Consider the following 20,854-nt stretch of genomic DNA (forward strand, 5'->3'; position numbering starts at 1 on the left):
TCGAGGCGGCGCTTGCGGCCGTCGAGCTCGGGCTTCTTGAAGCTGAGGTACTCGAGCAGCTCGACGGGCTTCGGGAATTGGCGCTGGACCATGCTGGTCAGCCTTTCTCGGGGGAGGAGGGACGGGGTTCGTAGCGCGTCGGCGGGAACGCCCGGCGCACGAGGGCGCGCAGCGACTCGAGCGAGCCGGAGACGAGACCCTGCGCGCGGGCCTGGACGATGATGTTCCCGATCGCCGTGGCCTCGCTGGGACCGGCCTCGACCGGGAGCCCGGTGCGGTCGGCGGTCAGCTGGCAGAGCAGCTCGTTCTGCGAGCCGCCGCCGACGACGTGGATCGTGCGGACGTGCTTGCCGCTCAGCCGGACGGCATCGGCGAGGGTGCTCGCGTAGGCCTCGGCGAGCGACTCCAGGATCGAGCGGACGAACTCGGGGCGGGTGCGCGGCTGCGCGAGACCGCGCTCGACGCACCACTCGACGATCCGGCCGGGCATGTTGCCCGGCGCGAGGAAGCGCTCGTCGGCCGGGTCGAAGGTGGTGATCGGTCCGCGGATCGCCGCGGCCTGGCGCAGCAGCTCGGCGAGGTCGATCTGCTCGCCGGTGCTGCGCTCCCAGGTGCGGATCGACTCGGAGAGCAGCCAGAGCCCGGAGACGTTCTTCAGGAATCGGACTCGCCCGTCGACGCCGCCCTCGTTGGTGAAGTTGGCGGCCCGACCCTCCAGCGAGACCACCGGCTCCTCGAGTTCGACGCCGACGAGCGACCAGGTGCCACTGGAGATGTACGCGAAGTCCTCGCCAGCGGCCGGCACGGCGACGACGGCCGAGGCCGTGTCGTGCGAGCCGACGGCGACGACGCCGAGCCCGACCGGGGCGCCGAGCTCCGCGGCGACGGCGGGCAGGAGCGAGCCGAGCCGGGAGCCCGGCTCGATCAGGGGCGCGAGGATCCCGAGCGGCAGATCGAGGCGCGTGAGGAGCTCGTGGTCCCACGCGCGGGTGTGCGGGTCGAGCAGACCCGTGGTGGAGGCGTTGGTGATCTCGGTCGCGGCGACACCGGTCAGCCAGTAGCCGATCAGGTCGGGGACGAGCAGCGCCTGGTCGGCGAGGGCGAGCACGTCGCGCTCGGCGGCGAGCTGGAACAGCGTGTTGAACGGCAGGTGCTGCAGTCCGTTGCGCGCGTAGAGCTCCTCGGCGCCGATCCGTGCGTGCACGTCGGCGACGCCGCGCGCGGTCCGCTCGTCGCGGTAGTGGTACGGCGCGCCGAGCATCCGGCCCCGGCGCAGCAGGGCGTAGTCGACGGCCCAGGAGTCGACGCCGATCGAGACGACCTCGGGCTCGTCGCGGAGCGCGTTGGTCAGCCCGGTGGTCAGCGAGCGGTGCAGCTCGAGGATGTTCCAGTGCAGCGCGGACTCGCCGCCCTCCTGCACGCGGACGGGCTGGTTCGGGAAGCGCGCGACGTGCCGCATCCGCAGCTCGTCGTGGCCGACGTAGCCGAGGATGACGCGCCCGCTGGTGGCGCCGAGGTCGACCGCCGCGACGGCCTTCATCGGAGGACTCCTTCGATGGACGCCTTCGGCGGGATGCGACCCATTGAGGGTCGCCGTCGCGTTCCACGGTCTTCCGGGCCGAGGGCTGCCGCCTTTCGGGCGATGCTGCGGCGTTCCCGCGATGACGATGTCATCGCAGGAAGGCCGCAGCCACGCCCGCGTCAACCGGCACGTGGAGTCCGGTCGTGTGCGAGAAGTCGGAAGTGCAGAGCGCGAACACCGCGTTGGCGACGTTCTCGGGGACGACCTCGCGCTTGAGGATGGTGCGCTTGGCGTAGAACGCGCCCAGGTCCTCCTCGTCGATGCCGTAGGTCTTGGCGCGGTTCGCGCCCCAGCCGGAGGCGAAGATGCCGGAGCCGCGGACGACGCCGTCGGGGTTGATGCCGTTGACCTTGATGCCGTGCTCGCCGAGCTCGGCGGCCAGCAGGCGCACCTGGTGGGCCTGGTCGGCCTTGGTCGCGGAGTAGGCGATGTTGTTCGGGCCGGCGAAGACCGAGTTCTTCGAGGAGATGTAGACGATGTCGCCGCCGAGCTTCTGGTCGACGAGCACGCGGGCCGCGGCCTGCGAGACGAGGAACGAGCCCTTCGCCATCACGTCGTGCTGGAGGTCCCAGTCGGCCTCGGTGGTGTCGAAGAGCGACTTCGAGAGCGAGAGGCCGGCGTTGTTGACCACCAGGTCCAGACCGCCGAAGGCGAGCACGGTGGCGTCGATCGCGGCCTTCACGGCGGCGGCGTCAGAGACGTTCGCCGCCACTCCCACCGCGACGTCGGTCGAGCCGAGCTCGGCCGCCGCGGCCTGCGCCTTGGCGAGATCGAGGTCGGCGACGACGACGCAGGCGCCCTCGGCGGCGAGGCGGGTGGCGATGGCCTTGCCGATGCCGGAGGCGGCGCCGGTGACCAGCGCGATGCGGGAGGCCAGGGGCTTGGGCTTCGGCATCCGCTGCAGCTTCGCCTCCTCGAGCGCCCAGTACTCGATGCGGAACTTCTCGGCCTCGTCGATCGGCGCGTAGGTCGAGATGGCCTCGGCGCCGCGCATCACGTTGATCGCGTTGACGTAGAACTCGCCGGCGACGCGGGCGGTCTGCTTGTTCGCGCCGTAGGAGAACATGCCCACGCCGGGCACGAGCACGATCAGCGGGTCGGCGCCGCGGATCGCGGGGCTCTCGGGCGTGGCGTGTGCGTCGTAGTAGGCCTGGTAGTCGGCGCGGTAGGCCTCGTGCAGCGCGGGGAGGCGCTCGACGATCTCCTCGACGGTGGCCGTGGCCGGCAGGTCGACGAGCAGCGGCTTCACCTTGGTGCGGAGGAAGTGGTCGGGGCAGGAGGTGCCGAGCGCGGCCAGGCGCGGGTGCTCGGTGCTCGCGAGGAAGTCGAGGACCTCGGCGGAGTCGGTGAAGTGGCCGACCTGGGGGCGGTCGTGCGAGGCGATCGAGCGCAGGTGGGCGGCGAGGGCGGCGGCCTTGGCGCGGCGCTCCTCCTCGGGGAGGGCGGCGTAGCCGTCGAGGGCGGGGCCGAAGGGCTCGGGGCGGCCGTGCTCGGCGATGTAGGCGCTCGCGGTCTCGATGATGCGGAGCGAGTTCGCCTCCGCCTCCTCGCTGGTGTCGCCCCAGGCGGTGATGCCGTGGCCGCCGAGGATCGCGCCGATGACCTCGGGGTTCGCCTCCTTGATCGCGGCGATGTCGAGGCCGAGCTGGAAGCCGGGGCGGCGCCACGGGACCCAGGCGACGGTGCCGCCGAAGGCCTCCGCGGTGAGGCGCTCGCCGTCGGCGGCGGTCGCGAAGGCGATGCCGGAGTCGGGGTGCAGGTGGTCGACGTGCGCGGCGTCGACGAGGCCGTGCATCGCGGTGTCGATCGAGGGGGCGGCGCCGCCCTTGCCGTGCAGCGTGTAGTCGAACGCGGCGACCATCTCGTCCTCGCGGTCGACGCCGGGGTAGACGTTCACGAGCGCGCGGAGGCGGTCCATGCGGAGGACCGCGAGGCCCGACTCCTTCAGCGTGCCGAGATCGCCGCCGGAGCCCTTGACCCAGAGCAGCTCGACGGGCTCGCCGGTGACCGGATCGGTCTCGACGCCCTTCACGGAGGTGTTGCCGCCCGCGTAGTTCGTGTTGCGCGGGTCGGCCCCGAGGCGGTTCGAGCGGGCGATGAGCTCTGCGGCGGTCGAGGCTGCCATGACTTCTCCGTCTGATTGAACGAGTGTGTTAACTATCACAGAAGCTAACAGGCCGACTCGTTCCGGTCAATGCTCGTCAGCGCACGTCGGCGAGGCCGCGGAACGGGTCGAGTCGCTCGTCCGCGGGGTCGAGCTCGGTCACGAGCACCGCGATCGCGTCCCAGTCGAGCGCGCGGGCGAGGGCCGTGCGCTCGAGCTTGGACGAGTCGACCAGCAGCACCGTCTCGGCCGAGGCGGCGACGAGCACGCGCTTCACCTGCGCCTCCTCGAGCGTCACCTCGCTCGTGCCCGCGCGGGTGACGGCCGAGGCGGAGGTGAAGAAGCGGTCGTAGTGCAGCTCGGCCGCGCCGGCGCAGGCGAGCGGGCCGACGAAGCTGTCGGTCTCGGCCTGGAGCTCGCCGCCGATCAGGACGACCCGGGCGCGGGTGGCGCGGGCCGAGGCGTGGTTCTCCAGTGAGTTGGTCGCAATCAGCAGCCGCGGCGACTCCGGGGCGGCGGCGAGCAGGGTTCCGGCCGTCGAGGAGGCGTCGACCGCGATCGCGCCGGAGTCGGGCAGCAGCGCGACGGCTTTGCGCGCGATCTCGCGCTTGGCGGCGGCGCCCGCGGCCAGGCGCTCGGCGAAGGGGCGGGGGCGGAGCGCGGCGACCGCGCCGCCGCGGACCCGGCTGAGCCGGCCCTCCGCCTCGAGGTCGGCCAGATCGCGGCGCACGGTCATCGTCGACACGTCGAGCTCGGCCGCCGCGTCGTCGAGGCGGATCGCGCCGTCGCGCTCGAGCAGCTCGATCAGGCGCGCGCGCCGCTCCGCGGAGTCCACCGTGGCCATGCCGCTCCCGTTCCGCCGGCGCGTGGGCGCCCGCGCGATCGAGAGTAACGGTGGGCGCGCGGGCGGGGCGCCGGTCCGGCGGGCCTCAGCTCTCGCCGTCTCGGCCGCGCCGCACCTGGGCGGACGGGTCGCGACCGGTCACCGGGAACGGCCCCGTCACTCCGTCGCGCAGCTCCGCGATCCGCAGGATGCGGCCGCGCTGCAGGAACCAGCCCGCCACCAGCAGCGGGACGATGATCACCAGCGAGGCGATGGTGAGCGTGCCGACCGGGAAGTCGATCGCCATCAGCACCAGCACCACGGCCAGGAAGACGAGGGTCAGCCAGGAGGTGACCGGAGCGCCGGGGAGCTTGAAGGACGGCTCCTTCGCGAGGCCCTTCTTCGCCCACTGCCGCAGCCGCATCTGGCAGAGGATGATCGTGCCCCACGCCGTGATGATGCCCAGGCTCGCGATGTTCAACGCGATCTCGAACGCCTGGCTCGGCACGAAGTAGTTGAGCACCACGCCCGCCACCGTGAAGGTCGCGGTGAGCAGGATGCCCGCGTAGGGGACGCCGCCCTTCGACATCCGCGTCGTCCACTTCGGGGCGGAGCCGTTCATGCCCATCGAGTGCAGCGCGCGACCGGTGGAGTAGAGACCGGCGTTGAGCGAGGAGAGGGCCGCGGTGAGGACCACGAAGTTCATGATCGAGCCCGCGATGGTGCCGACCTCGGGCCCGCCGATCGAGGAGAAGAAGGTGACGAAGGGGCTCTCGCCCTCCTTGTAGGCGGTGTAGGGGAGCAGCAGTGAGAGCAGGACGATCGAGCCGACGTAGAAGATCGCGATCCGGAAGATCACCGAGTTGATCGCGCGCGGGATGACCTTCTCGGTGTCCTGCGTCTCGCCGGAGGCGGTGCCGACCAGCTCGATCGCGGCGTAGGCGAAGACGACGCCCTGCATCACCAGGACCGCGGGGAGCAGGCCGTTGGGGAGGATGCCGCCGTTGTCCGAGAGGATCGAGACGCCGGTCTGCACGGTCTCGCCGCCGGCCTGCACCGGGAAGGCGAAGACGAGCCAGATCAGCGCGACGACGAGGAAGGCGACCAGCGCCGTCACCTTGATCAGCGCGAACCAGAACTCGAGCTCGCCGAAGACCTTGACCGCGACCATGTTCGCGGCGAGGACGACGAGCAGCGCGATGAGGGCGAGAAGCCACTGCGGCGCCGCAGTGAAGGCCGACCAGTACTTGAGGTAGACGGCGACGGCGGTGGTGTCGACGATCGAGGTCATCGCCCAGTTGAGGAAGTACATCCAGCCGGCCGCGTAGGCGAACTTCTCGCCGTAGAACTCGCGGGCGTAGGAGATGAACGACCCCGACGACGGGCGGTGCAGGACCAGCTCGCCGAGGGCGCGGAGGATGAAGAAGGCGAAGACGCCGGCGACGAGGTAGGCGATCGCGAGGGCCGGGCCGGCGGAGTTGAGGCGGCCGCCGGCGCCGAGGAAGAGCCCGGTTCCGATCGCTCCGCCGATCGCGATCATCTGGAGCTGGCGGGGCTTCAGACCGTGCTGGTAGCCCTCCTGCTCGTGCGAGAAGTCCTTCGCGGGCGCCTGCTCCGCACCGATGTCGTCCTGCGCTGTCATGGCGTCACGGTACTCCCGCGCGGGGGCGGTGCCGGCCGCCGAGCGCGGGGTGGGGGTGGGTATGCGCTTGCCCGGTGGCTGAGCGGGCCCGCGGGGGCGTATCGAGACCCGAACTCGCAGGCACGTGCGTTCCGCGGAGACGGCTCCTGGTGATGGGAAGCCGTGCTGATCGAGTAGCCCGCGGAGCGGGCGCATCGAGATCCACCAGGGCCAGAAGGACGAGTCTGCAGATCCGCCCTGCTGATGACGGCGGGTCTCGATACGCCCCTTCGGGGCTACTCGACCACCATGACGGGGCGCAGCCGCGTCCTTTCGCTCACCACCGAGACGCGAAGCGGCTTCCCCGCTCGATGCACCCGCGGAGCGGGCTGCTCGACCGGCGCGAAGCGGGTCGCTCGACCAGCAGAAGAGGGGCGCTCAGGCGGGCGCGCGGTGGGTGGCGAAGGCGAGGTCGAGGAGGGGGAGGCGGTCGCGCTCGACGACGGCCGTCAGGACGCGGTCGCCGAGGTCGGCGCCGACGCCGAGGACGTGCGCGTCGGTGTCGATCCGGAGTCCGGGGACCGGGCGGCCGTCGAGGAGGAGCGGGACGTCGTGCTCGACGCACTTCTCGGTCGCGGGGCCGAGCAGCTCGCCGGGGAGCCGGCCGCGGACGCGCTCGGCGTGGAACCGGTTCCTCAGGACGTGGTTCACGTGCTCGACGAGCACGCTCTCGGCCGAGTGCCACGGCGGGGCGGGCTCGTGCGCGACGGTCGTCCGCACCGCCTCCCACAGCCACGGGTAGCGCATCCGGGCCTTGATCGCGGTCATCCAGTCGGGCAGCGGGCGCACCGGCGGGGCGTCGAGCGAGGCGCGCTGCTCGTCGTCGAGCTCCGCGAGGTCGGCGGGGTCGTCGTGGTCGTCCGGGTTCAGCCAGAGCGTGTAGCCGATCGCCACGGACTCGATCTCGACGCGTCCGCCGGAGGAGCTCGACGACGTGCCGGACGTCCACCGCTCGAGCGACGGCTGAGGAACGAAGCCGTACAGCGGGCCCGGGAAGGCGCGCGCCACCTCGTCGAGGGTCGGCGGGACCGGGACGTCCTCGAGGCGGGCGCTCTCGTCGGAGAACATCCTCCGAGGGTGCCGCGGCGGCGCGGCGGGCGCAACGGCGGGCGGTGACCCGGCGCGAAGCGGCGGCGGGCGGGGGCCGGCGAGCGGAGGTCCGGCGATGGCGGGTCTCGATACGCCCGCTGCGCGGGCTACTCGACCAGCATGAGGGGGGTCGGCGGAGCGGGGTGCTCGACCAGCATGAGGGGGGGGTCCGCGGAGCGGGCTGGTCGACCAGCAAAGGGGCTCAGGTGCGGGCGTGGCGGGTGACGAAGGTGAAGTCGAGGAGGGGGAGGCGGTCGCGCTCGACGACGGCCGTCAGGAAGCGGTCGCCGAGGTGGGCGCCGACGCCGAGGACGTGCGGGTCGGTGTCGATCCGGATGCCGGGGACCCACCGCCCGTCGAGGAGGAGCGGGACGCCGTGCTCGACGCCGAGGTCCATCGCGGGGCCGAGGAGCTCGCCGGGGTCGCTCCCACCGGCGCGCTCGCTGCGGAGGCGGCTCCTCAGGACGAGGTTCACGTGCTCGAGGAGCGCGAACTCGATGCTCTGCCACGGCGAGTGCTCCTCCGCCACGCTCGTCCGCACCGCGTCCCAGAGCTGGGGGTACGGCAACCGGGCGGCGATCTCCGCCATCCACCCGGGCACGGGATGCGTCGGCGAGACGTCGAGCGAGGGCCTCGGCTGGCCGCCGAGCTCCTCGAGATTCGCGGGGTCGTCGTGGTCGTCCGGGTTGCGCCAGAAGGTGTAGCCGATCGAGGCCTCGTCGAAGAGGATCACCCCGCCCGCATCGCGCGCCGAGGCCGAGGACACCCACTCCTCCAGGGACGGCTGCGGCGTGAGGGTGAAGAGCGGACCTCGGAAGAACCGCGTCACGACGTCCAGCGTCGGCGGCTCGGGGAGCTCCTCGGGGGACAGGTACTCGTCGGCATGCATCCGTCCAGCCTCACGCGACGGCGGCGCGGTGGGCGACGCCGTTCGGCGAACCGGCGCGAGGCGACGCACCGGGGCTCAGGCCGGCGTCGAGACCGACGTCGCCGTGTCGCCGCGTGCGGCTCGAGCCCTCGCCTTGATGGCCTCGATCACCTCGGTCTTGGCGTCCGAGTAGGCGTTCATGTCGGCCCAGCTCCGCTCCATCAGCGAGCGCTTGGTCGCCTCGTAGAGGGCGCGGTCGGCCGCGTCGCGGCGGAGGTGGTCGCGGAGCAGGAGGTACTCCTCGATCGCGGCGTCGCCCCGGGCGTAGAGGTGCACGTGCACGTCCCGCTCCGGGGTGCGGACGAGGCGATGGCCGGGCTCGCGGACGCGCAGCCGGTAACCGGCCGCGAGCAGTGGGGCCAGGTAGTCCTCCTCCGCGGTGATGTCGGGGACCGCGACGGCGACGTCGATGATCGGCTTCGCCGCGAGGCCGGGCACCGCGGTGGAGCCGATGTGCTCGATCGCGACGTCGACCGCCGCGAGGGCCTGCGCGATCCGCCGCTGGTGCTCGCGGAACGCGTCCGCCCAGCCCCCGTCGTACGCGTGCAGCTCGACCGCGAGCGGCTCGGCACCACCGACGATGTCGACGGTCGTGACGTCCGGCCGGGGGTGCTCGCTGCTGTCCATACCGGAATCCTCGCAGTGCTCGCGGCCCCTGATCGCGGCGGGCGAACGTCCGGGGCAAGGGCTTGCAGCCCGCCGATCGGAGGGATTGTCTGGAGGCAGGAGAGAGAGGTGTCACCATGACGCAGACCTTCCCCGCGTGGTTGCGGGACCAGGAGAAGAGGGACGACGAGGTCGGCGAGCTCGCCCAGACCTACGCCGGCCGCGGCGACCTGCCGGAGCACGGCGGACGCGCCATCTACGACGGCTACTTCGCGAGCGAGCCCGCCTCGGCGCAGGCCTCGCTCGACCGGGCCTGGATGGAGTTCGAGGCGCACCCCGAGCCGTCCGCCACCTCGGACGAGCCGGAGGGACTGCGATGAGCGACCAGACCCCGAGCCCCGTCGAGGACCCGGACGACCAGGCCGACAAGCCCTCGCAGGCCGAGGGCGAGGATCCGCGCGACACCCCGGTCGAGGTGCTGCCCGCCGAGGGCAAGCCCTCGAAGGCCGAGGGCTGAGCCGAAGGCTCGGCGTGAGGGGCGCTCCCGTTCGCGGGGGCGCCCCTTCCTGCTGTTGTCCGTGGCGGGGGGGGTCTCGATACGCCCGCTGCGCGGGCTACTCGATCAGCATGGGCTGCCCGCTGCGGGGGCTACTCGATCAGCAGGGGCTGCCCGCTGCGCGGGCTACTCGATCAGCATGGGCTGCCCGCTGCGCGGGCCACTCGCCGACACGTTCCGGGGACGGCACCTATTCAGCAGAAGTTGCGGTATCCGGGTGCGACTACCGCAACTTTTGAGGAGTGGGGGCGGAGACGGCCGGGTCAGCGGCCGACGGCGGCCATCAGCTCGTGGGCCTCGGGGCTCTCGGGGTACTGGGCGAGGACGCGCTCGAGGTCGCGGCGGGCCGGGGCGCGCCGGCCGTCGGCGAGGTGGGTGCTGGCCCGCTCGTAGAGGGCCTCGATCCGGAGCTCGACGGGGCGGGCGGTCGTGACGTTCGGGCGCACCACGCGGTCGAAGGCCTCGAGGGCGCTCTCGATCAGGCCGAGCTCGCGCAGGGCGACGCCGCGGCGGATCAGGACCGCGGCGGACGGGGCGTCGACGTTGACCACCGGCGCCGAGAACTGCGCCATGTCGCCCCAGCGCCGCCGGGCGGAGTAGAGCGAGGCGAGCGTCGAGGCGGCCAGTGTCGACGGCGGCAGCGTCTCGACGGCGGCCGTGGCGCCGGCCGGGTCGTCCGCGGCGGCGAGCTCGGCGAAGAGCAGGCGCAGCGCGGTCGCGTCGAGCGGGACGTCGATGTCGAGTCCGGCGCTGAGCGGCAGATGGGCCGTGAGGACGATCCCATAGCGGCGGAGGAACGGATCGGCGGCCGGGTCGTAGCGCATCCGCACCAGCCAGCCGGCGAGGCGGAGGGCGCGGTCGTCCTCCCGGCGCGACAGCGCGTCGCGGACCAGCTCGATCACGGCGGCGAGCTTCGAGCCCTCGGGGGAGGCGGCGGTCGCCTCGTGCAGCTCGGCGGCGGGGGCGCCCGCGCGGATCAGGCGGATGAGCGGCGCCTCCCACGGCTGCGCCAGCGGCGAGGGCCGGACGAGACCGGGGCCGCTGGGCATCGACAGCCCGGCCGAGAGCCGGGAGCGGTCTCGGGAGCGGCTGAGGGCCGGGCCCACGACGGGGTGCAGGCGAGCACCCGCGAGGACGCGCAGCTCTCCTGCGGTCCGGAAACCGATCCCCACTGCAGCACTCCCCCACTCGGGGGACCCACTCGACCCCCCAGGTCCCCAGTTTACGGGGTCCCCTGGCCTCCCTCCCCCCGAAAGGGGTCCGCGGCCGTGTCGGGAATCGGAGGAGGGCCGACGCGTCGGGTCGGACGGCCGCGAACGGACTCGACGGAGGCGCGATCGGGCGGCGTCTTCCCGGGCGGTGACCCTTCGGCCACCGCCCGCGGAGGCGCCTCCGTCAGGACGCCCTGGTCGGGACGCCCCGGTCAGGACGCCCCGGTCAGGCGACGGCCGTGAGGCGGGAGCCGTCCGCGGCGCTGCGCTCGACGGCGTCGAGCACCTGCTGCACCTGCAGGGCGTCGGCGAACGAGGGCGTGGGCTGGACGCCCTCGGCGATCGCCGTGACGAGGTCGACGACCTGGTGGCTGAAGACGTGCTCGTAGCCGAGCCCGTGCCCGGTCGGCCACCAGGCGGCGGCGTAGGGGTGCACCGGCTCCGTCACCTGGATGGTGCGGAAGCCCTGCGCGTCCTCGGGGTCGCGGGCGTCGTAGTACTCGAGCTCGTTGAGGCGCTCGAAGTCGAAGGCGATCGAGCCCGTCTCGCCGTTGATCTCGATGCGGTTGGCGTTCTTCCGGCCGGTGGCGACGCGGGTCGATTCGAAGACGCCGACGGCGCCTCCGCTCAGCGTCGCGGTGAACAGGGCGGCGTCGTCGACGGTGACCGGGCCGCGCTCGGCGCCCTCCTCGGCGCGACCGCCGAGGCCGGCCTGCGCGGACAGGACCGGGCGCTCGGTGACGAACGTCCGCAGCATCGCCGAGACGCCGTCGATCGTCTGCCCGGTGAGCCACTGCGCGGTGTCGATGCTGTGCGCGCCGATGTCGCCGAGGGCGCCGGAGCCGGCCCTCTCCTTGTCGAGGCGCCACGTCAGCGGGCCCTCGGAGTCGCTCAGCCAGTCCTGCAGGTACTGCGCGCGGACGTGCCGGATCTCGCCGAGCCGGCCCTCCTCGAGGAAGCGCTTGGCGAGCGCGAGCGCCGGGGTGCGGCGGTAGCTGAAGCCGCACATCGCGAAGCCGGTCGCGGCGGCGGCCGCCTCGGTCATCGTCCGCGCCTCGGGAACGGAGCGTGCGAGCGGCTTCTCGCAGAGCACGTGCTTGCCGGCCTCGAGGGCGGCGATCGCGATCTCGGCGTGCTGGTCGCCCGGGGTGCAGATGTCGATCAGGTCGATGTCGTCGCGGGCGATCACCGCGCGCCAGTCGATCGAGGACTCGGCCGCGCCGAAGTTCTCGGCGGCGGCCCGCGCGCGGCCCTCGTCGCGGCCGACGACCACGGCGAGCTCGGGCTGCAGCGGCAGGTCGAAGAAGCGCGGCGCGGTTCGCCAGGCCTGGGCGTGGGCGCGGCCCATGAAGGCGTGGCCGATCATGGCGACGCGGAGGGGTGCTGTCATCGGGGGTCTCCTCGGAAGGGGCGCGCCGGCCGCGACCAGGGAGAGGTCGCGGCCGGCGCGGGTCGGGTCGGGTGGTGCCTGCGGGCGCGGGCGGTGTCAGGCGCGGACGGGGTCGCCGACCGGCTCGCCGGCGGCCGTCCGCAGCGGGAGCAGCTCGGGCCGCTCCACCCTGGACTCGATCTCGACGACCGCCTTCTCGGCGCTCGAGCGGAGGATCGCGTCCATGATCTCGAGGACGTGCAGCCCGAGGCGGCCGGAGGCGCGGTGCGGCCGGTCCTCCTCGATCGCCTCGGCGATGTCGGCGAGACCGACGCCGCGCCCGGTGCCGACGACGCCGGCGGAGTCGGGGACGACCCGCCAGTCCTCGTCGCGCACCGCGACCTCGACCGGGTCGGAGAACATGTTCGGGTCGGGGACGGCGATGGTGCCCTCCGTCCCGAAGATCTCGAACTTCGGCGCGCGGGTGCGCCAGACCTCGAAGCTGACCATCACCGTCGAGGTGACGCCGTTCTCGTGCTCGAGCAGCGCGCTGATGTGCGTGTCGATCGAGACGGGGATGGGCGTGCCGGCGCGCGGGCCGGACTCGATGGTGCGCGGGCGGTCCGAGCGGGTCGCGAGACCGGTGACCCGGACGACGGGGCCGAAGAAGTGCACCAGCGCGGTCAGGTAGTACGGGCCCATGTCCAGCAGCGGGCCGCCGCCGGGCTGGTAGTAGAACTCCGGCGCCGGGTGCCAGCGCTCGTGGCCGGGAGCGGCCCAGTGCACCTGCGCGGCGATCGGCGTGCCGATCACTCCGGAGTCGAGCGTCTGCCGCGCGGTCTGCACGCCGGTGCCGAGCACGGTGTCGGGGGCGCTGCCGAAGCGCAGGCCCAGCTCCTCGGCCAGGTCGAGCATCGGCGCGGCCTCGGCGGGGTTCAGGCCGAGCGGCTTCTCCGCGAAGACGTGCTTGCCGGCCTTCAGCGCGCGGGTGCCGATCTCGACGTGGGCGGCGGGGATGGTCAGGTTGAGCACCGCGTCGACCTCGGGGTCGGCGATCAGCTCGTCGACCGAGAGGGCGCGGACGCCCTGCTCGTCGGCGACCTCCTGCGCTCGCGCGGTGTTCAGGTCGGCGACCGCGACGAGGCGGAGGCCGGGGAAGGTCGGGAGGTTCGCGAGGTACTGCTCGCTGATCTTCCCGACTCCGATGATGCCGACTCTCAGCGGGAGGCCCACAGCAGTCCCCTCTCGATGATGGTGCGGACGTTGGCGTCCTGGAGGATCTCGACGCGGTGGCCCGGGGTCGAGACGAAGATGCGGCCCTCGCCCCACTGGCGGGTCCAGACGGCGGGGGAGGTGATCGGGCGGTGCCACGGGTCCCACTCGCGGACGGCCTGCGTGGTGGTCGCGAGCACGTCGTTGTAGTCGTCGTGCAGCACCCAGTACTGCTCGGTGGTGAGCTCGAAGTCGCTGATGCCCTGCGTGATCGGGTGGTCGGCCGCGAGGGCCGTCATCTCGATCGTGTGCGGGACGTAGTTGTCCGACTGCTCGCCGGTGCGCTCGTCCGGGTGCTTGCCCGGGTGCGAGACGAACTGGCCGCCGATCAGCTGCAGGTAGTCGGAGTTGTTCCGGTACGAGTCGGCGATGCCGCCGTGCCAGCCGGCCAGGCCGGTGCCGCGCTCGACGGCCGCGCGCAGGCCGAGGAACTCGGGCCACTCGATCGAGGTCATGGTGTTGGACTGCACGATCAGGTCGACGGTGCGCAGGTAGTCCTCGTCGGCGTAGACGGCGGTCGACTCCTCGACGCGCACCTCGAAGCCGTTCTCGGCGAGGAAGGGGAGGAACAGCTCGGTCGCCTCGACGGGCTGGTGGCCGTCCCAGCCGCCGCGGACGACGAGCGCCCTCTTGGCGGGAGTGGACGGGGGGAGGTCGGTCATCGGTGTCCTCGGGGTGCTCGGCGGATCGCTCCGCGGTTCGTCATCGAACGGTAGTTGCGCAACTCTGTTGCCGTTGCCGCCCGTGTGTGTCCAGTCTGCACCCGTGGAGAGTCGTGGGCAAGGCGGGATCCGGGTTCTCGCGACGGTCGTTTCCCGGCTGGGTTTCGCAACTCGTTCTGCTCTACAGTGGGGGCATGGACGACAGCGGTGCCGCTCCCCGGCCGACGATGGCGCGCATCGCCGAGCGCGCGGGGACGAGCGTGCCGACGGTCTCGAAGGTGCTGAGCGGCGGGACCGACGTCTCCGAGGCGACCCGGCTGCGGGTGATGGAGGCCGCGCACGAGCTCGGCTACCGGCGCCGGCCGCGGCTGCGTCCGCCGGCGGAGGACCCGCACGTCGCGCACATCGTCGACGTCGTGGTCGGCCACCTGGACGGCACCTGGATCGGTCCCGTCCTCGCCGGGATCGAGGAGGAGGCCGCGGCGGCCGGCGTCGACCTGGTGCTCACCCGCGCGCGGCCCGACGGGGAATGGGTCAACCGGCTCCTGCGCCGCTCGTCCCTCGGCGCGATCGTCGTCCTCGTGGACGTCACGGCGGCGCAGCTGCACCTGCTCACCACGGCCGAGCTGCCCGTGGTGATCGTGGACCCGATCACCCGCCCGCCCGCCGACGTGGCGAGCGTCGGCGCGACCAACTGGGACGGCGGCCGGATGGCGGCGGAGCACCTGCTCGCCCAGGGTCACACCCGCATCGGCGTGATCGCGGGCGCTCGCGGGCAGCTCTACAGCAGCGCCCGGCTCGACGGCTTCAGCACGGCGCTGCGCGATGCGGGGGTGCCGCTGCCGCGGGAGCGCGTGGTCTACGCCGGCTGGAACCGCGACCGCTCCCGGGTCGTCGCCTCCGCGATGCTGGCGGACGCGCTGATCCGGCCCACGGCGCTCTTCGCGCTCTCGGACACCATGGCGCTCGGCGTCTACGACGCGGCCGACCTGGCCGGCCTGCGCATCCCGGACGACCTCAGCGTGATCGGCTTCGACGACGTGCAGGAGTCGGCGTGGGCGACGCCGCCGCTGACCACGATCCAGCAGCCGATCGCCCAGATGGGCGCCGCCGCCTTCCGGATGCTGCACCAGGCGCACCGCGCGGCCCGGCCGCTGTCCTCGAGCGCGACACGGCTGGAGCTCGAGACGCGCCTGATCGAGCGCGCGTCGGTGGGCCGGCCGCGCTGAGGGCGGTGCGGCGGGCGGGCTGCGTACTGCTCCTCGAAGGAGTCGAACCGCGCCGTTCCCTGTGACGCCATCGAGGCGAGTAGATTATGTCTCTCAGGACATGACCGGGGAGGTGCGCTGATGACGGAGAGCTCGACCGCCGTGCGCTCGGCCCGTGCCAGCCGCGGCTTCACACAGCAGCAGCTGGCGGACCTGACCGATGTCGATCAGGCCCGGATCTCGCGCATCGAGAACGGCCGGGACGCGGACTTCAGCACGGTGCAGCGCGTCCTGGCGGGCGCGGGGCACCGGCTCTACGCACTGCCCCTCCAGCGGGACGATGCCGCGGCCGCGGCTGTCGAGATCCGCGGACGGCTGCGAGTGGGGGATCGGGATCGCGCCCTGCGGGCACTCCTGCAGCTCAACGACAACCTCGTCGCTGAGCGCGGGCTCCTCCGAGGTGTGCTGGGGCTGGCGGAGCCCGAGCCGACGCGGAACCGCGCGTGGGACGCGGCGATCGCCGCGCTCGTCGCCTGGCGTCTGGGCGAGGAGGGGCTGCCTCTCCCGGCCTGGGTGACCCGGCCCCTGCGCTACCTCCCTGTCGCCGTCGTCCTCGAGATCGACCCCGCGGATCCGGCGCCGCCCGAGTCGGAGGTGCCCGAGGAGTTCCTGCGGCGCGGCGTGCACGTGTGGCGAGACACCTTCGCGAGCGTGTGATCGTGGCCGTCTCGCTCGACCGCGACGACATCATCGCGGGTCTCGCGGAACTCGTCGCTGAGCTCCATCAGCTGCGGGAGACGGCGGGCATCCGGCTCGTCGGCGGTGCCGCCCTCGCTCTCCGCTACTTCGACAGGGGCACGACGCAGGATCTGGACTCGCTCCACGTGAACCCGGGCAGTGATGACGTGGTGACAGGGGCGGCTGCGAAGGTGGCGCGCAGGCACGGGTGGAGCGACGACTGGCTGAACTTCGCGGTGGAGCAGACCGGATCGGTGCCGACTCTCGGCGAGCGGGTCGTCGAGTGGGAGACGGTGTACGACCGTGCGGGGGTCGTGATCCAGGTCGCATCAGCTGATGCTCTTCTCGCGATGAAGCTTCGCGCCAATCGACCCGGTCGCGATACCAACGACATCCGTCAGCTCCTGAGTCTCTGCGAGGTCGGCACTCTGGAGGCCGCTGAAGACCTGTTCGAGAGCTTCTACCCCGGCGACGCGCTCGCCGACCGCGCCGTCGCGATCGTGACCCGGATTCTCGAGGCGGGGCTGCCGGAGAAGCCGCCCTCGCCAGGGCCGATTCTTCTCTGAGTGCCGGGAGCGCGCCGAGTCGCCCGAGAAGGCGCGTTCTCGGGGTGGAGAACGAGCCTTCTCGGGCGAGTCGGTGCGGGCGGCCCGCCCTCCGGTAGGAGCGAGCGACCTTCGCGACGCGAGCGCCTGCTGGTCGAGTAGCCCGCGGAGCGGGCGCCCGCATGCTGATCGAGTAGCCCGCGGAGCGGGCGTATCGAGATCCACCTGCGCCGGACGGCGGGTCCGCAGGCTGGATGCTCGGAGGACGTTGGTCTCGATACGCCCCTGCGGGGGTGCTCGACCAGCGTGGAGTCGGGCGAGTCGGCGAGGGTCCGGGGCTAGAGGGCGCCCTGGGTGGCGGTGCCGGCGGGGATCGGGGAGAGGCGGGTGACGACGGGGGGCGCGGCGACGAGGCCCTTGATGGCGGCGTTCAGGCGGACGACGGGGTCGCCGGCGCCGTGGGCGTCGAGGGCCTCGGCGCTGGTCCACTTCTCGAGCATGACGATGGTGCCGTCGGGGGAGTCGTGGATCGCGTAGAGCTCGCAGCCCTCCTCGCCGTGGACCTCGGCGATGGCGGGGGAGAGGGCGGCGATGAGGGCGTCGTGCTCGCCCTCGGCGGGGGTGAAGATCGCGGTGACGACGACGGGGTCGGACATGGCAGTGCCTTTCGTGGAGGGGTGGTGGGGCGGAGTCAGTGCTGCGCCGGGGCGGCGCAGCTGGAGCGGATGACGAGGTCGGCCTGGACCTCGATGTGCTGGGGGGTGTCGGGGATCCGGCCCTGCATCCGGGCCAGCACCAGGTCGACGCTGTGCCGGGCGAGCATGTCGATCGGCTGGCGGACGACGCTGAGCGGCGGGGTGACGAGCTCGCTCCACGGGTTGTCGTCGAAGACGACCACGGAGAGCGCCTCGGGGATCGCGACGCCGAGCTGGAACAGGCGGTGCACGGCGCTGCGCACCTGCGCCGTGTTGGCGACGATCAAGGCGGTCGGCGGCTCCGGAAGCGCGAGCAGCGCGGCGACGGCCTCGCCGCCGATGTCGCCGCGGAACGGGACCTCGCGGATCAGCGTCCCGTCGATCGGCAGCCCGGCGGCGGTGAGGGCGGCGCGGTAGCCGGCGACGCGCGCCTGGCCGGTCGAGGTGCGCAGCGGCCCCGAGACGATCGCGATCCGGCGGTGGCCGAGCGCGAGCAGGTGATCGGTCGCGCGGGCGGCGGAGGCGGAGTTGCCGATGCTGACCACGTCGACGTCGTCGAGACCGGGGGTGGTGCGGTCGACGAAGACGACGTCGATCCCGGCCCGGCGCAGCCGCGACCACTTCTCGAGGTTCTCGCCGGACGGGGTCGCGATGACGCCGCCGACCGAGCGGTCGAGCAGGCTGGTGAGCGACTCGCCCTCGACGTGCGAGTCCTCCTGCGTCGTCATCAGGAGCACCTGGGCGCCGCGGGCGCGCGCCTCCCAGACGACGCTGTCGGCCAGGCGGGCGAAGAACGGGTTCGTGAGGTCGGGCAGGACCAGACCGATGGACAGGGTCTGACCGTGGCTCAGCTCGCGGGCCGCGGCGCGCCGCCGGAAGCCGAGCTGCTCGATCGCCTCGACCACGCGGCGCCGGGTGTCGACGGCGACCGGGCCGGTCCCGTCGTTGAGCACGCGCGACACCACGGACACCGAGACGCCCGCACTGCGCGCGACGTCGCGGATCGTCGGTGCTTTCTGCACGGTTCCTCCCCAGCTGTCGGGCAATCGTATCGGCGCGGGACCGGGCCGCCGCGCCCGCTGTTGACACACTCTAATCGTTGCTGGTACAAAACTGGTACCGGTTCCACTGGGAGCCGGCGAGCAGCACTTCCCCACGAAGACTGCGCACGACGACGACGTCCTCCGCCCCCGAGGCGGCCCTCTGCGTCCGTGCGCCCCCGGACCAGAGAGGCCACCGTGAACCTGTACAAACTCCTCGGCGATCGCGAACGAGAGGGCCGCCCCATCCGCATCGGGCTGATCGGTGCCGGGCGCTACGGCACCATGTACCTCTCGCAGGCGCGCAACATCCCCGGCGTCCACGTGGTCGCCATCGCCGACGTCAACGTCGCCCGGGCCCGCGGGGCCTTCGAGCTGGTCGACTGGCCGGCCGAGGCGATGGCCGCGGACATCCCCGAGGCGCTCGCGAACCGGACGACCACCATCGTCGACAACGCCGCCGTCCTCTTCGAGCACGACATCGACGTCATCGTCGAGGCGACCGGCAACCCGATCGTCGGCGTGCACCACGCGCTCCGGGCGATCGAGACCGGCAAGCACATCATCATGGTCACCGTCGAGGCCGACGCGCTGGCCGGCCCCGCGCTCGCCAAGCGCGCCGAGGCCGCGGGCATCGTCTACTCGATGGCGTACGGCGACCAGCCCGCCCTGATCATGGAGCTCGTCGACTGGGCCCGCACCAGCGGCTTCGACGTCGTCTGCGCCGGCAAGGGCGCCAAGTACCTCGAGCACTACCACCAGATGAACCCCGACAACGTCTGGGAGAACTGGGAGTTCAGCAAGGAGCTGACCGACTCCGGCCAGCTCAACCCGTACATGCACACCTCGTTCCGCGACGGCACGAAGGCCGCGATCGAGATGGCGGCGGTCGCGAACGCGGCGGGCCTGGTGCCCTCCGACTCCGGCCTCACGTTCACGCCGGGCGACGTCGAGGAGATCGCGACGATCAGCCGGCCGAGCTCGATCGGCGGCGCCCTCGACCACGAGGGGACGGTCGACGTGATGTCGAGCGTCCGGCGCGACGGCTCCCTCATCCCGCACAACACGCAGGAGGGCGTCTACGTCGTGGTCAAGGCGACCAACCCCTACGTGTCCACCTGCTTCGACGAGTACCCGTGGCACCCGGACCCGACCAAGCAGTACGCGGCGCTCTACCGGCCGTACCACTACGTCGGCCTCGAGCTGAACGTGTCGATCGCCAACGCGGCGCTGCGCGGCATCTCGACCGGGCACCCCGAGGGCTTCTACGGCGACGTCGTCGCGACCGCGAAGAAGGACCTGAAGGCCGGCGAGTTCCTCGACGGCGAGGGCGGCTTCACCGTCTACGGCAAGCTCGTCTCCGCGAAGCACTCGGTCGCCATCGGAGCGCTCCCCGTCGCCCTGGCCCATCACGTCGAGCTGCGCCACGACATCGCGCAGGGCGCGACGGTCGGATGGGACGACGTGATCATCGACGAGTCGCTCGCCGAGGCGCTCGAGCTGCGCCGCGAGACCGAGGCGCTGCTCGCCTCCTGACCCCCTCGGGCCGGGCGCGTCCTCCGCCCGGCCCGCCTCCGCACCACCCTCGCGATCCGCGACCCCGCACGACCCCGCCTCACCTTCCGATGACGAAAGGCCCCCTCCCATGTCCTTCCCCACCCGCGCCACCGGCGCCGCCCTCGCCGGGCTCGCCTCACTGACGCTCCTCGTCGGCTGCTCGGCCTCGCCCGACGGCGACGGCGGAGGTGCCGCCGCCGGCGGCTCCGGCGCCGACATCGTGTCGCTCGTCGACTCCTCCGCGCAGACCCCGGTCGACGAGGTCACCTCCTCGCTCGGCGACCCGGCCGTCCCCGACGGCGCCAAGCTCTGCTACATCACCCGCACCCTCTCGAACGAGTTCTGGGGCTACGAGCGCGACGGCTTCGAGAACCGCGCGAAGGAGCTCGGCGTCGACTACCAGACCTTCGACGTCACGGACGAGTCCTCGATCACCGAGCAGCTCGACAAGGCCAAGAGCGCGATGAACCAGGGCTGCACCGCGATCCTCGCCTCGCCCATCTCGGCGACCGGCCTCGACTCGGTCTTCGAGTCCGCCCTCGCCGACGGCATCCCGGCCGTCGTGCTGAACGACGCGAAGAGCGACGTCCCCGGCGTCGTCTACGTCGGCCCCGACGCGACCACCATCGGCGCCACGGCCGCGGACTACATCGCCGACCTGCTGCCGGACGGCGGCCAGGTCGCGATGATCGAGGGCGACCCCGGCTCCTCCAACGCGATCAACCGCGGCGACGGCTTCACGGCCGCGCTCGCGAAGCACGAGAACCTCGAGCTCGTCGCCTCGCAGACCGCCTCGTGGGACCAGACCAAGGCGCAGGAGATCGCGACCACGATGCTCACCGCGAACCCCGACATCAAGGCGTTCTACTCGCAGAACGACGGCATGGCGCTCGGCGTGCAGGCCGCCATCGACGCGAAGGGCCTCACCGGGAAGGTGATCCTCGTCGGCACCGACGGCATCCCGCAGGCCAAGAAGCAGATCCTGGCCGGCGACTACACCGCCACCGTCAGCGAGCTGCCGACGACGGAGGGCGCGACCGGCGTGGACGCCGCGCTCTGGCTCCTCGCCGGCAAGGAGGTCCCGGGCTGGATCGACGTGCCGGCCTTCATCATCGACAGCGAGAACGTCGCCGACTACGAGACCGGGATGCCGTGACCCGCGGCTGACCCCCGCGCTCCGCCGGAGAC

The 20,854-nt window shown here is 72.6% G+C and carries 20 protein-coding genes; 7 read left to right on the plus strand and 13 right to left on the minus strand.

Annotated elements, in window-relative coordinates; genetic code table 11:
- Positions 1 to 97 precede the first annotated feature (97 nt).
- From MT355_RS00005 to MT355_RS00035, 7 genes are all read right to left on the minus strand, one after another.
- A complete protein-coding gene (locus MT355_RS00005; RefSeq protein WP_243598065.1) occupies positions 98 to 1,540 on the minus strand; it encodes a rhamnulokinase family protein in 1,443 nt (480 codons plus the stop codon).
- Between the two features lie 130 nt (positions 1,541 to 1,670).
- Positions 1,671 to 3,707 (minus strand): bifunctional aldolase/short-chain dehydrogenase, encoded by a 2,037-nt coding sequence (locus MT355_RS00010; RefSeq protein WP_243598066.1) that lies wholly within the window; start codon positions 3,705 to 3,707, stop codon positions 1,671 to 1,673.
- A 76-nt stretch (positions 3,708 to 3,783) separates the two neighbouring features.
- Complete coding sequence (locus tag MT355_RS00015) at positions 3,784 to 4,530, minus strand: DeoR/GlpR family DNA-binding transcription regulator (protein ID WP_243598067.1); 747 nt, start codon at positions 4,528 to 4,530, stop codon at positions 3,784 to 3,786.
- Positions 4,531 to 4,615: 85 nt separating this feature from the next.
- Entirely contained in the window at positions 4,616 to 6,151 is a 1,536-nt protein-coding gene (locus MT355_RS00020) for an amino acid permease (RefSeq protein ID WP_243598068.1), read from the minus strand.
- 417 nt (positions 6,152 to 6,568) lie between these two features.
- Positions 6,569 to 7,258, minus strand: coding sequence for a hypothetical protein (locus tag MT355_RS00025; protein WP_243598069.1), 690 nt, complete (start codon positions 7,256 to 7,258; stop codon positions 6,569 to 6,571).
- Positions 7,259 to 7,481: 223 nt separating this feature from the next.
- On the minus strand, positions 7,482 to 8,168 hold the full coding sequence (locus MT355_RS00030) for a hypothetical protein (RefSeq protein WP_243598070.1): 687 nt from the start codon (positions 8,166 to 8,168) through the stop codon (positions 7,482 to 7,484).
- 75 nt (positions 8,169 to 8,243) lie between these two features.
- Positions 8,244 to 8,834, minus strand: coding sequence for a GrpB family protein (locus MT355_RS00035; RefSeq protein WP_243598071.1), 591 nt, complete (start codon positions 8,832 to 8,834; stop codon positions 8,244 to 8,246).
- 116 nt (positions 8,835 to 8,950) lie between these two features.
- Here MT355_RS00035 and MT355_RS00040 point away from each other — a divergent pair, with 116 nt between their 5' ends.
- Both MT355_RS00040 and MT355_RS00045 read left to right on the plus strand, forming a co-directional pair.
- A complete protein-coding gene (locus tag MT355_RS00040) occupies positions 8,951 to 9,193 on the plus strand; it encodes a hypothetical protein (RefSeq protein WP_123706469.1) in 243 nt (80 codons plus the stop codon).
- Positions 9,190 to 9,330 (plus strand): hypothetical protein, encoded by a 141-nt coding sequence (locus MT355_RS00045; protein ID WP_159421935.1) that lies wholly within the window; start codon positions 9,190 to 9,192, stop codon positions 9,328 to 9,330. Before MT355_RS00040 ends, MT355_RS00045 begins: the two co-directional genes overlap by 4 nt.
- A 302-nt stretch (positions 9,331 to 9,632) precedes the next feature.
- Here the strand turns inward: MT355_RS00045 and MT355_RS21475 are convergent, their stop codons facing one another.
- The 4 genes from MT355_RS21475 to MT355_RS00065 form a co-directional block, all read right to left on the minus strand.
- On the minus strand, positions 9,633 to 10,541 hold the full coding sequence (locus MT355_RS21475) for a tetratricopeptide repeat protein (RefSeq protein WP_243598072.1): 909 nt from the start codon (positions 10,539 to 10,541) through the stop codon (positions 9,633 to 9,635).
- Between the two features lie 265 nt (positions 10,542 to 10,806).
- Positions 10,807 to 11,970, minus strand: a complete 1,164-nt coding sequence (locus MT355_RS00055; protein WP_123706471.1) for a Gfo/Idh/MocA family protein — start codon at positions 11,968 to 11,970, stop codon at positions 10,807 to 10,809.
- A 96-nt stretch (positions 11,971 to 12,066) separates the two neighbouring features.
- The gene (locus MT355_RS00060) at positions 12,067 to 13,182 is read right to left on the minus strand and encodes a Gfo/Idh/MocA family protein (protein ID WP_243598073.1); all 1,116 of its coding nucleotides are present in this window, start codon (positions 13,180 to 13,182) and stop codon (positions 12,067 to 12,069) included.
- The gene (locus tag MT355_RS00065) at positions 13,167 to 13,883 is read right to left on the minus strand and encodes a ThuA domain-containing protein (protein WP_127887624.1); all 717 of its coding nucleotides are present in this window, start codon (positions 13,881 to 13,883) and stop codon (positions 13,167 to 13,169) included. The genes MT355_RS00060 and MT355_RS00065 overlap by 16 nt, the downstream gene beginning before the upstream one ends.
- 194 nt (positions 13,884 to 14,077) lie before the next feature.
- Between MT355_RS00065 and MT355_RS00070 the strand changes: the two genes are divergently transcribed.
- The 3 genes from MT355_RS00070 (at position 14,078) to MT355_RS00080 (ending at position 16,395) form a co-directional block, all read left to right on the plus strand.
- Positions 14,078 to 15,112, plus strand: a complete 1,035-nt coding sequence (locus MT355_RS00070) for a LacI family DNA-binding transcriptional regulator (protein ID WP_243598074.1) — start codon at positions 14,078 to 14,080, stop codon at positions 15,110 to 15,112.
- A 120-nt stretch (positions 15,113 to 15,232) separates the two neighbouring features.
- A complete protein-coding gene (locus MT355_RS00075) occupies positions 15,233 to 15,808 on the plus strand; it encodes a helix-turn-helix transcriptional regulator (protein WP_243598075.1) in 576 nt (191 codons plus the stop codon).
- Positions 15,809 to 15,810: 2 nt separating this feature from the next.
- On the plus strand, positions 15,811 to 16,395 hold the full coding sequence (locus tag MT355_RS00080) for a hypothetical protein (protein WP_132436848.1): 585 nt from the start codon (positions 15,811 to 15,813) through the stop codon (positions 16,393 to 16,395).
- A gap of 317 nt (positions 16,396 to 16,712) precedes the next feature.
- Here the strand turns inward: MT355_RS00080 and MT355_RS00085 are convergent, their stop codons facing one another.
- Together MT355_RS00085 and MT355_RS00090 are read right to left on the minus strand one after the other, a co-directional pair.
- A complete protein-coding gene (locus MT355_RS00085) occupies positions 16,713 to 17,030 on the minus strand; it encodes a putative quinol monooxygenase (protein ID WP_243598076.1) in 318 nt (105 codons plus the stop codon).
- A 35-nt stretch (positions 17,031 to 17,065) separates the two neighbouring features.
- Positions 17,066 to 18,091, minus strand: a complete 1,026-nt coding sequence (locus tag MT355_RS00090; RefSeq protein WP_243598077.1) for a LacI family DNA-binding transcriptional regulator — start codon at positions 18,089 to 18,091, stop codon at positions 17,066 to 17,068.
- Between the two features lie 216 nt (positions 18,092 to 18,307).
- Here MT355_RS00090 and MT355_RS00095 point away from each other — a divergent pair, with 216 nt between their 5' ends.
- Complete coding sequence (locus MT355_RS00095) at positions 18,308 to 19,645, plus strand: NAD(P)H-dependent oxidoreductase (RefSeq protein ID WP_123446901.1); 1,338 nt, start codon at positions 18,308 to 18,310, stop codon at positions 19,643 to 19,645.
- A 109-nt stretch (positions 19,646 to 19,754) separates the two neighbouring features.
- Positions 19,755 to 20,822 (plus strand): substrate-binding domain-containing protein, encoded by a 1,068-nt coding sequence (locus MT355_RS00100; protein ID WP_123706477.1) that lies wholly within the window; start codon positions 19,755 to 19,757, stop codon positions 20,820 to 20,822.
- Positions 20,823 to 20,854: the final 32 nt, after the last annotated feature.

The sequence above is a fragment of the Rathayibacter sp. VKM Ac-2929 genome (genome assembly GCF_022815495.1).
Classification (GTDB): Bacteria; Actinomycetota; Actinomycetes; order Actinomycetales; family Microbacteriaceae; genus Rathayibacter; species Rathayibacter festucae.

Coding starts and splice junctions, on each gene's coding strand:
- MT355_RS00005 (WP_243598065.1), bottom strand. CDS start 1,540: ATGAAGGCCGTCGCGGCGGTCGACCTCGGCGCCACCAGCGGGCGCGTC.
- MT355_RS00010 (WP_243598066.1), bottom strand. CDS start 3,707: ATGGCAGCCTCGACCGCCGCAGAGCTCATCGCCCGCTCGAACCGCCTC.
- MT355_RS00015 (WP_243598067.1), bottom strand. CDS start 4,530: ATGGCCACGGTGGACTCCGCGGAGCGGCGCGCGCGCCTGATCGAGCTG.
- MT355_RS00020 (WP_243598068.1), bottom strand. CDS start 6,151: ATGACAGCGCAGGACGACATCGGTGCGGAGCAGGCGCCCGCGAAGGAC.
- MT355_RS00025 (WP_243598069.1), bottom strand. CDS start 7,258: ATGTTCTCCGACGAGAGCGCCCGCCTCGAGGACGTCCCGGTCCCGCCG.
- MT355_RS00030 (WP_243598070.1), bottom strand. CDS start 8,168: ATGCATGCCGACGAGTACCTGTCCCCCGAGGAGCTCCCCGAGCCGCCG.
- MT355_RS00035 (WP_243598071.1), bottom strand. CDS start 8,834: ATGGACAGCAGCGAGCACCCCCGGCCGGACGTCACGACCGTCGACATC.
- MT355_RS00040 (WP_123706469.1), top strand. CDS start 8,951: ATGACGCAGACCTTCCCCGCGTGGTTGCGGGACCAGGAGAAGAGGGAC.
- MT355_RS00045 (WP_159421935.1), top strand. CDS start 9,190: ATGAGCGACCAGACCCCGAGCCCCGTCGAGGACCCGGACGACCAGGCC.
- MT355_RS00055 (WP_123706471.1), bottom strand. CDS start 11,970: ATGACAGCACCCCTCCGCGTCGCCATGATCGGCCACGCCTTCATGGGC.
- MT355_RS00065 (WP_127887624.1), bottom strand. CDS start 13,883: ATGACCGACCTCCCCCCGTCCACTCCCGCCAAGAGGGCGCTCGTCGTC.
- MT355_RS00070 (WP_243598074.1), top strand. CDS start 14,078: ATGGACGACAGCGGTGCCGCTCCCCGGCCGACGATGGCGCGCATCGCC.
- MT355_RS00075 (WP_243598075.1), top strand. CDS start 15,233: ATGACGGAGAGCTCGACCGCCGTGCGCTCGGCCCGTGCCAGCCGCGGC.
- MT355_RS00085 (WP_243598076.1), bottom strand. CDS start 17,030: ATGTCCGACCCCGTCGTCGTCACCGCGATCTTCACCCCCGCCGAGGGC.
- MT355_RS00100 (WP_123706477.1), top strand. CDS start 19,755: ATGTCCTTCCCCACCCGCGCCACCGGCGCCGCCCTCGCCGGGCTCGCC.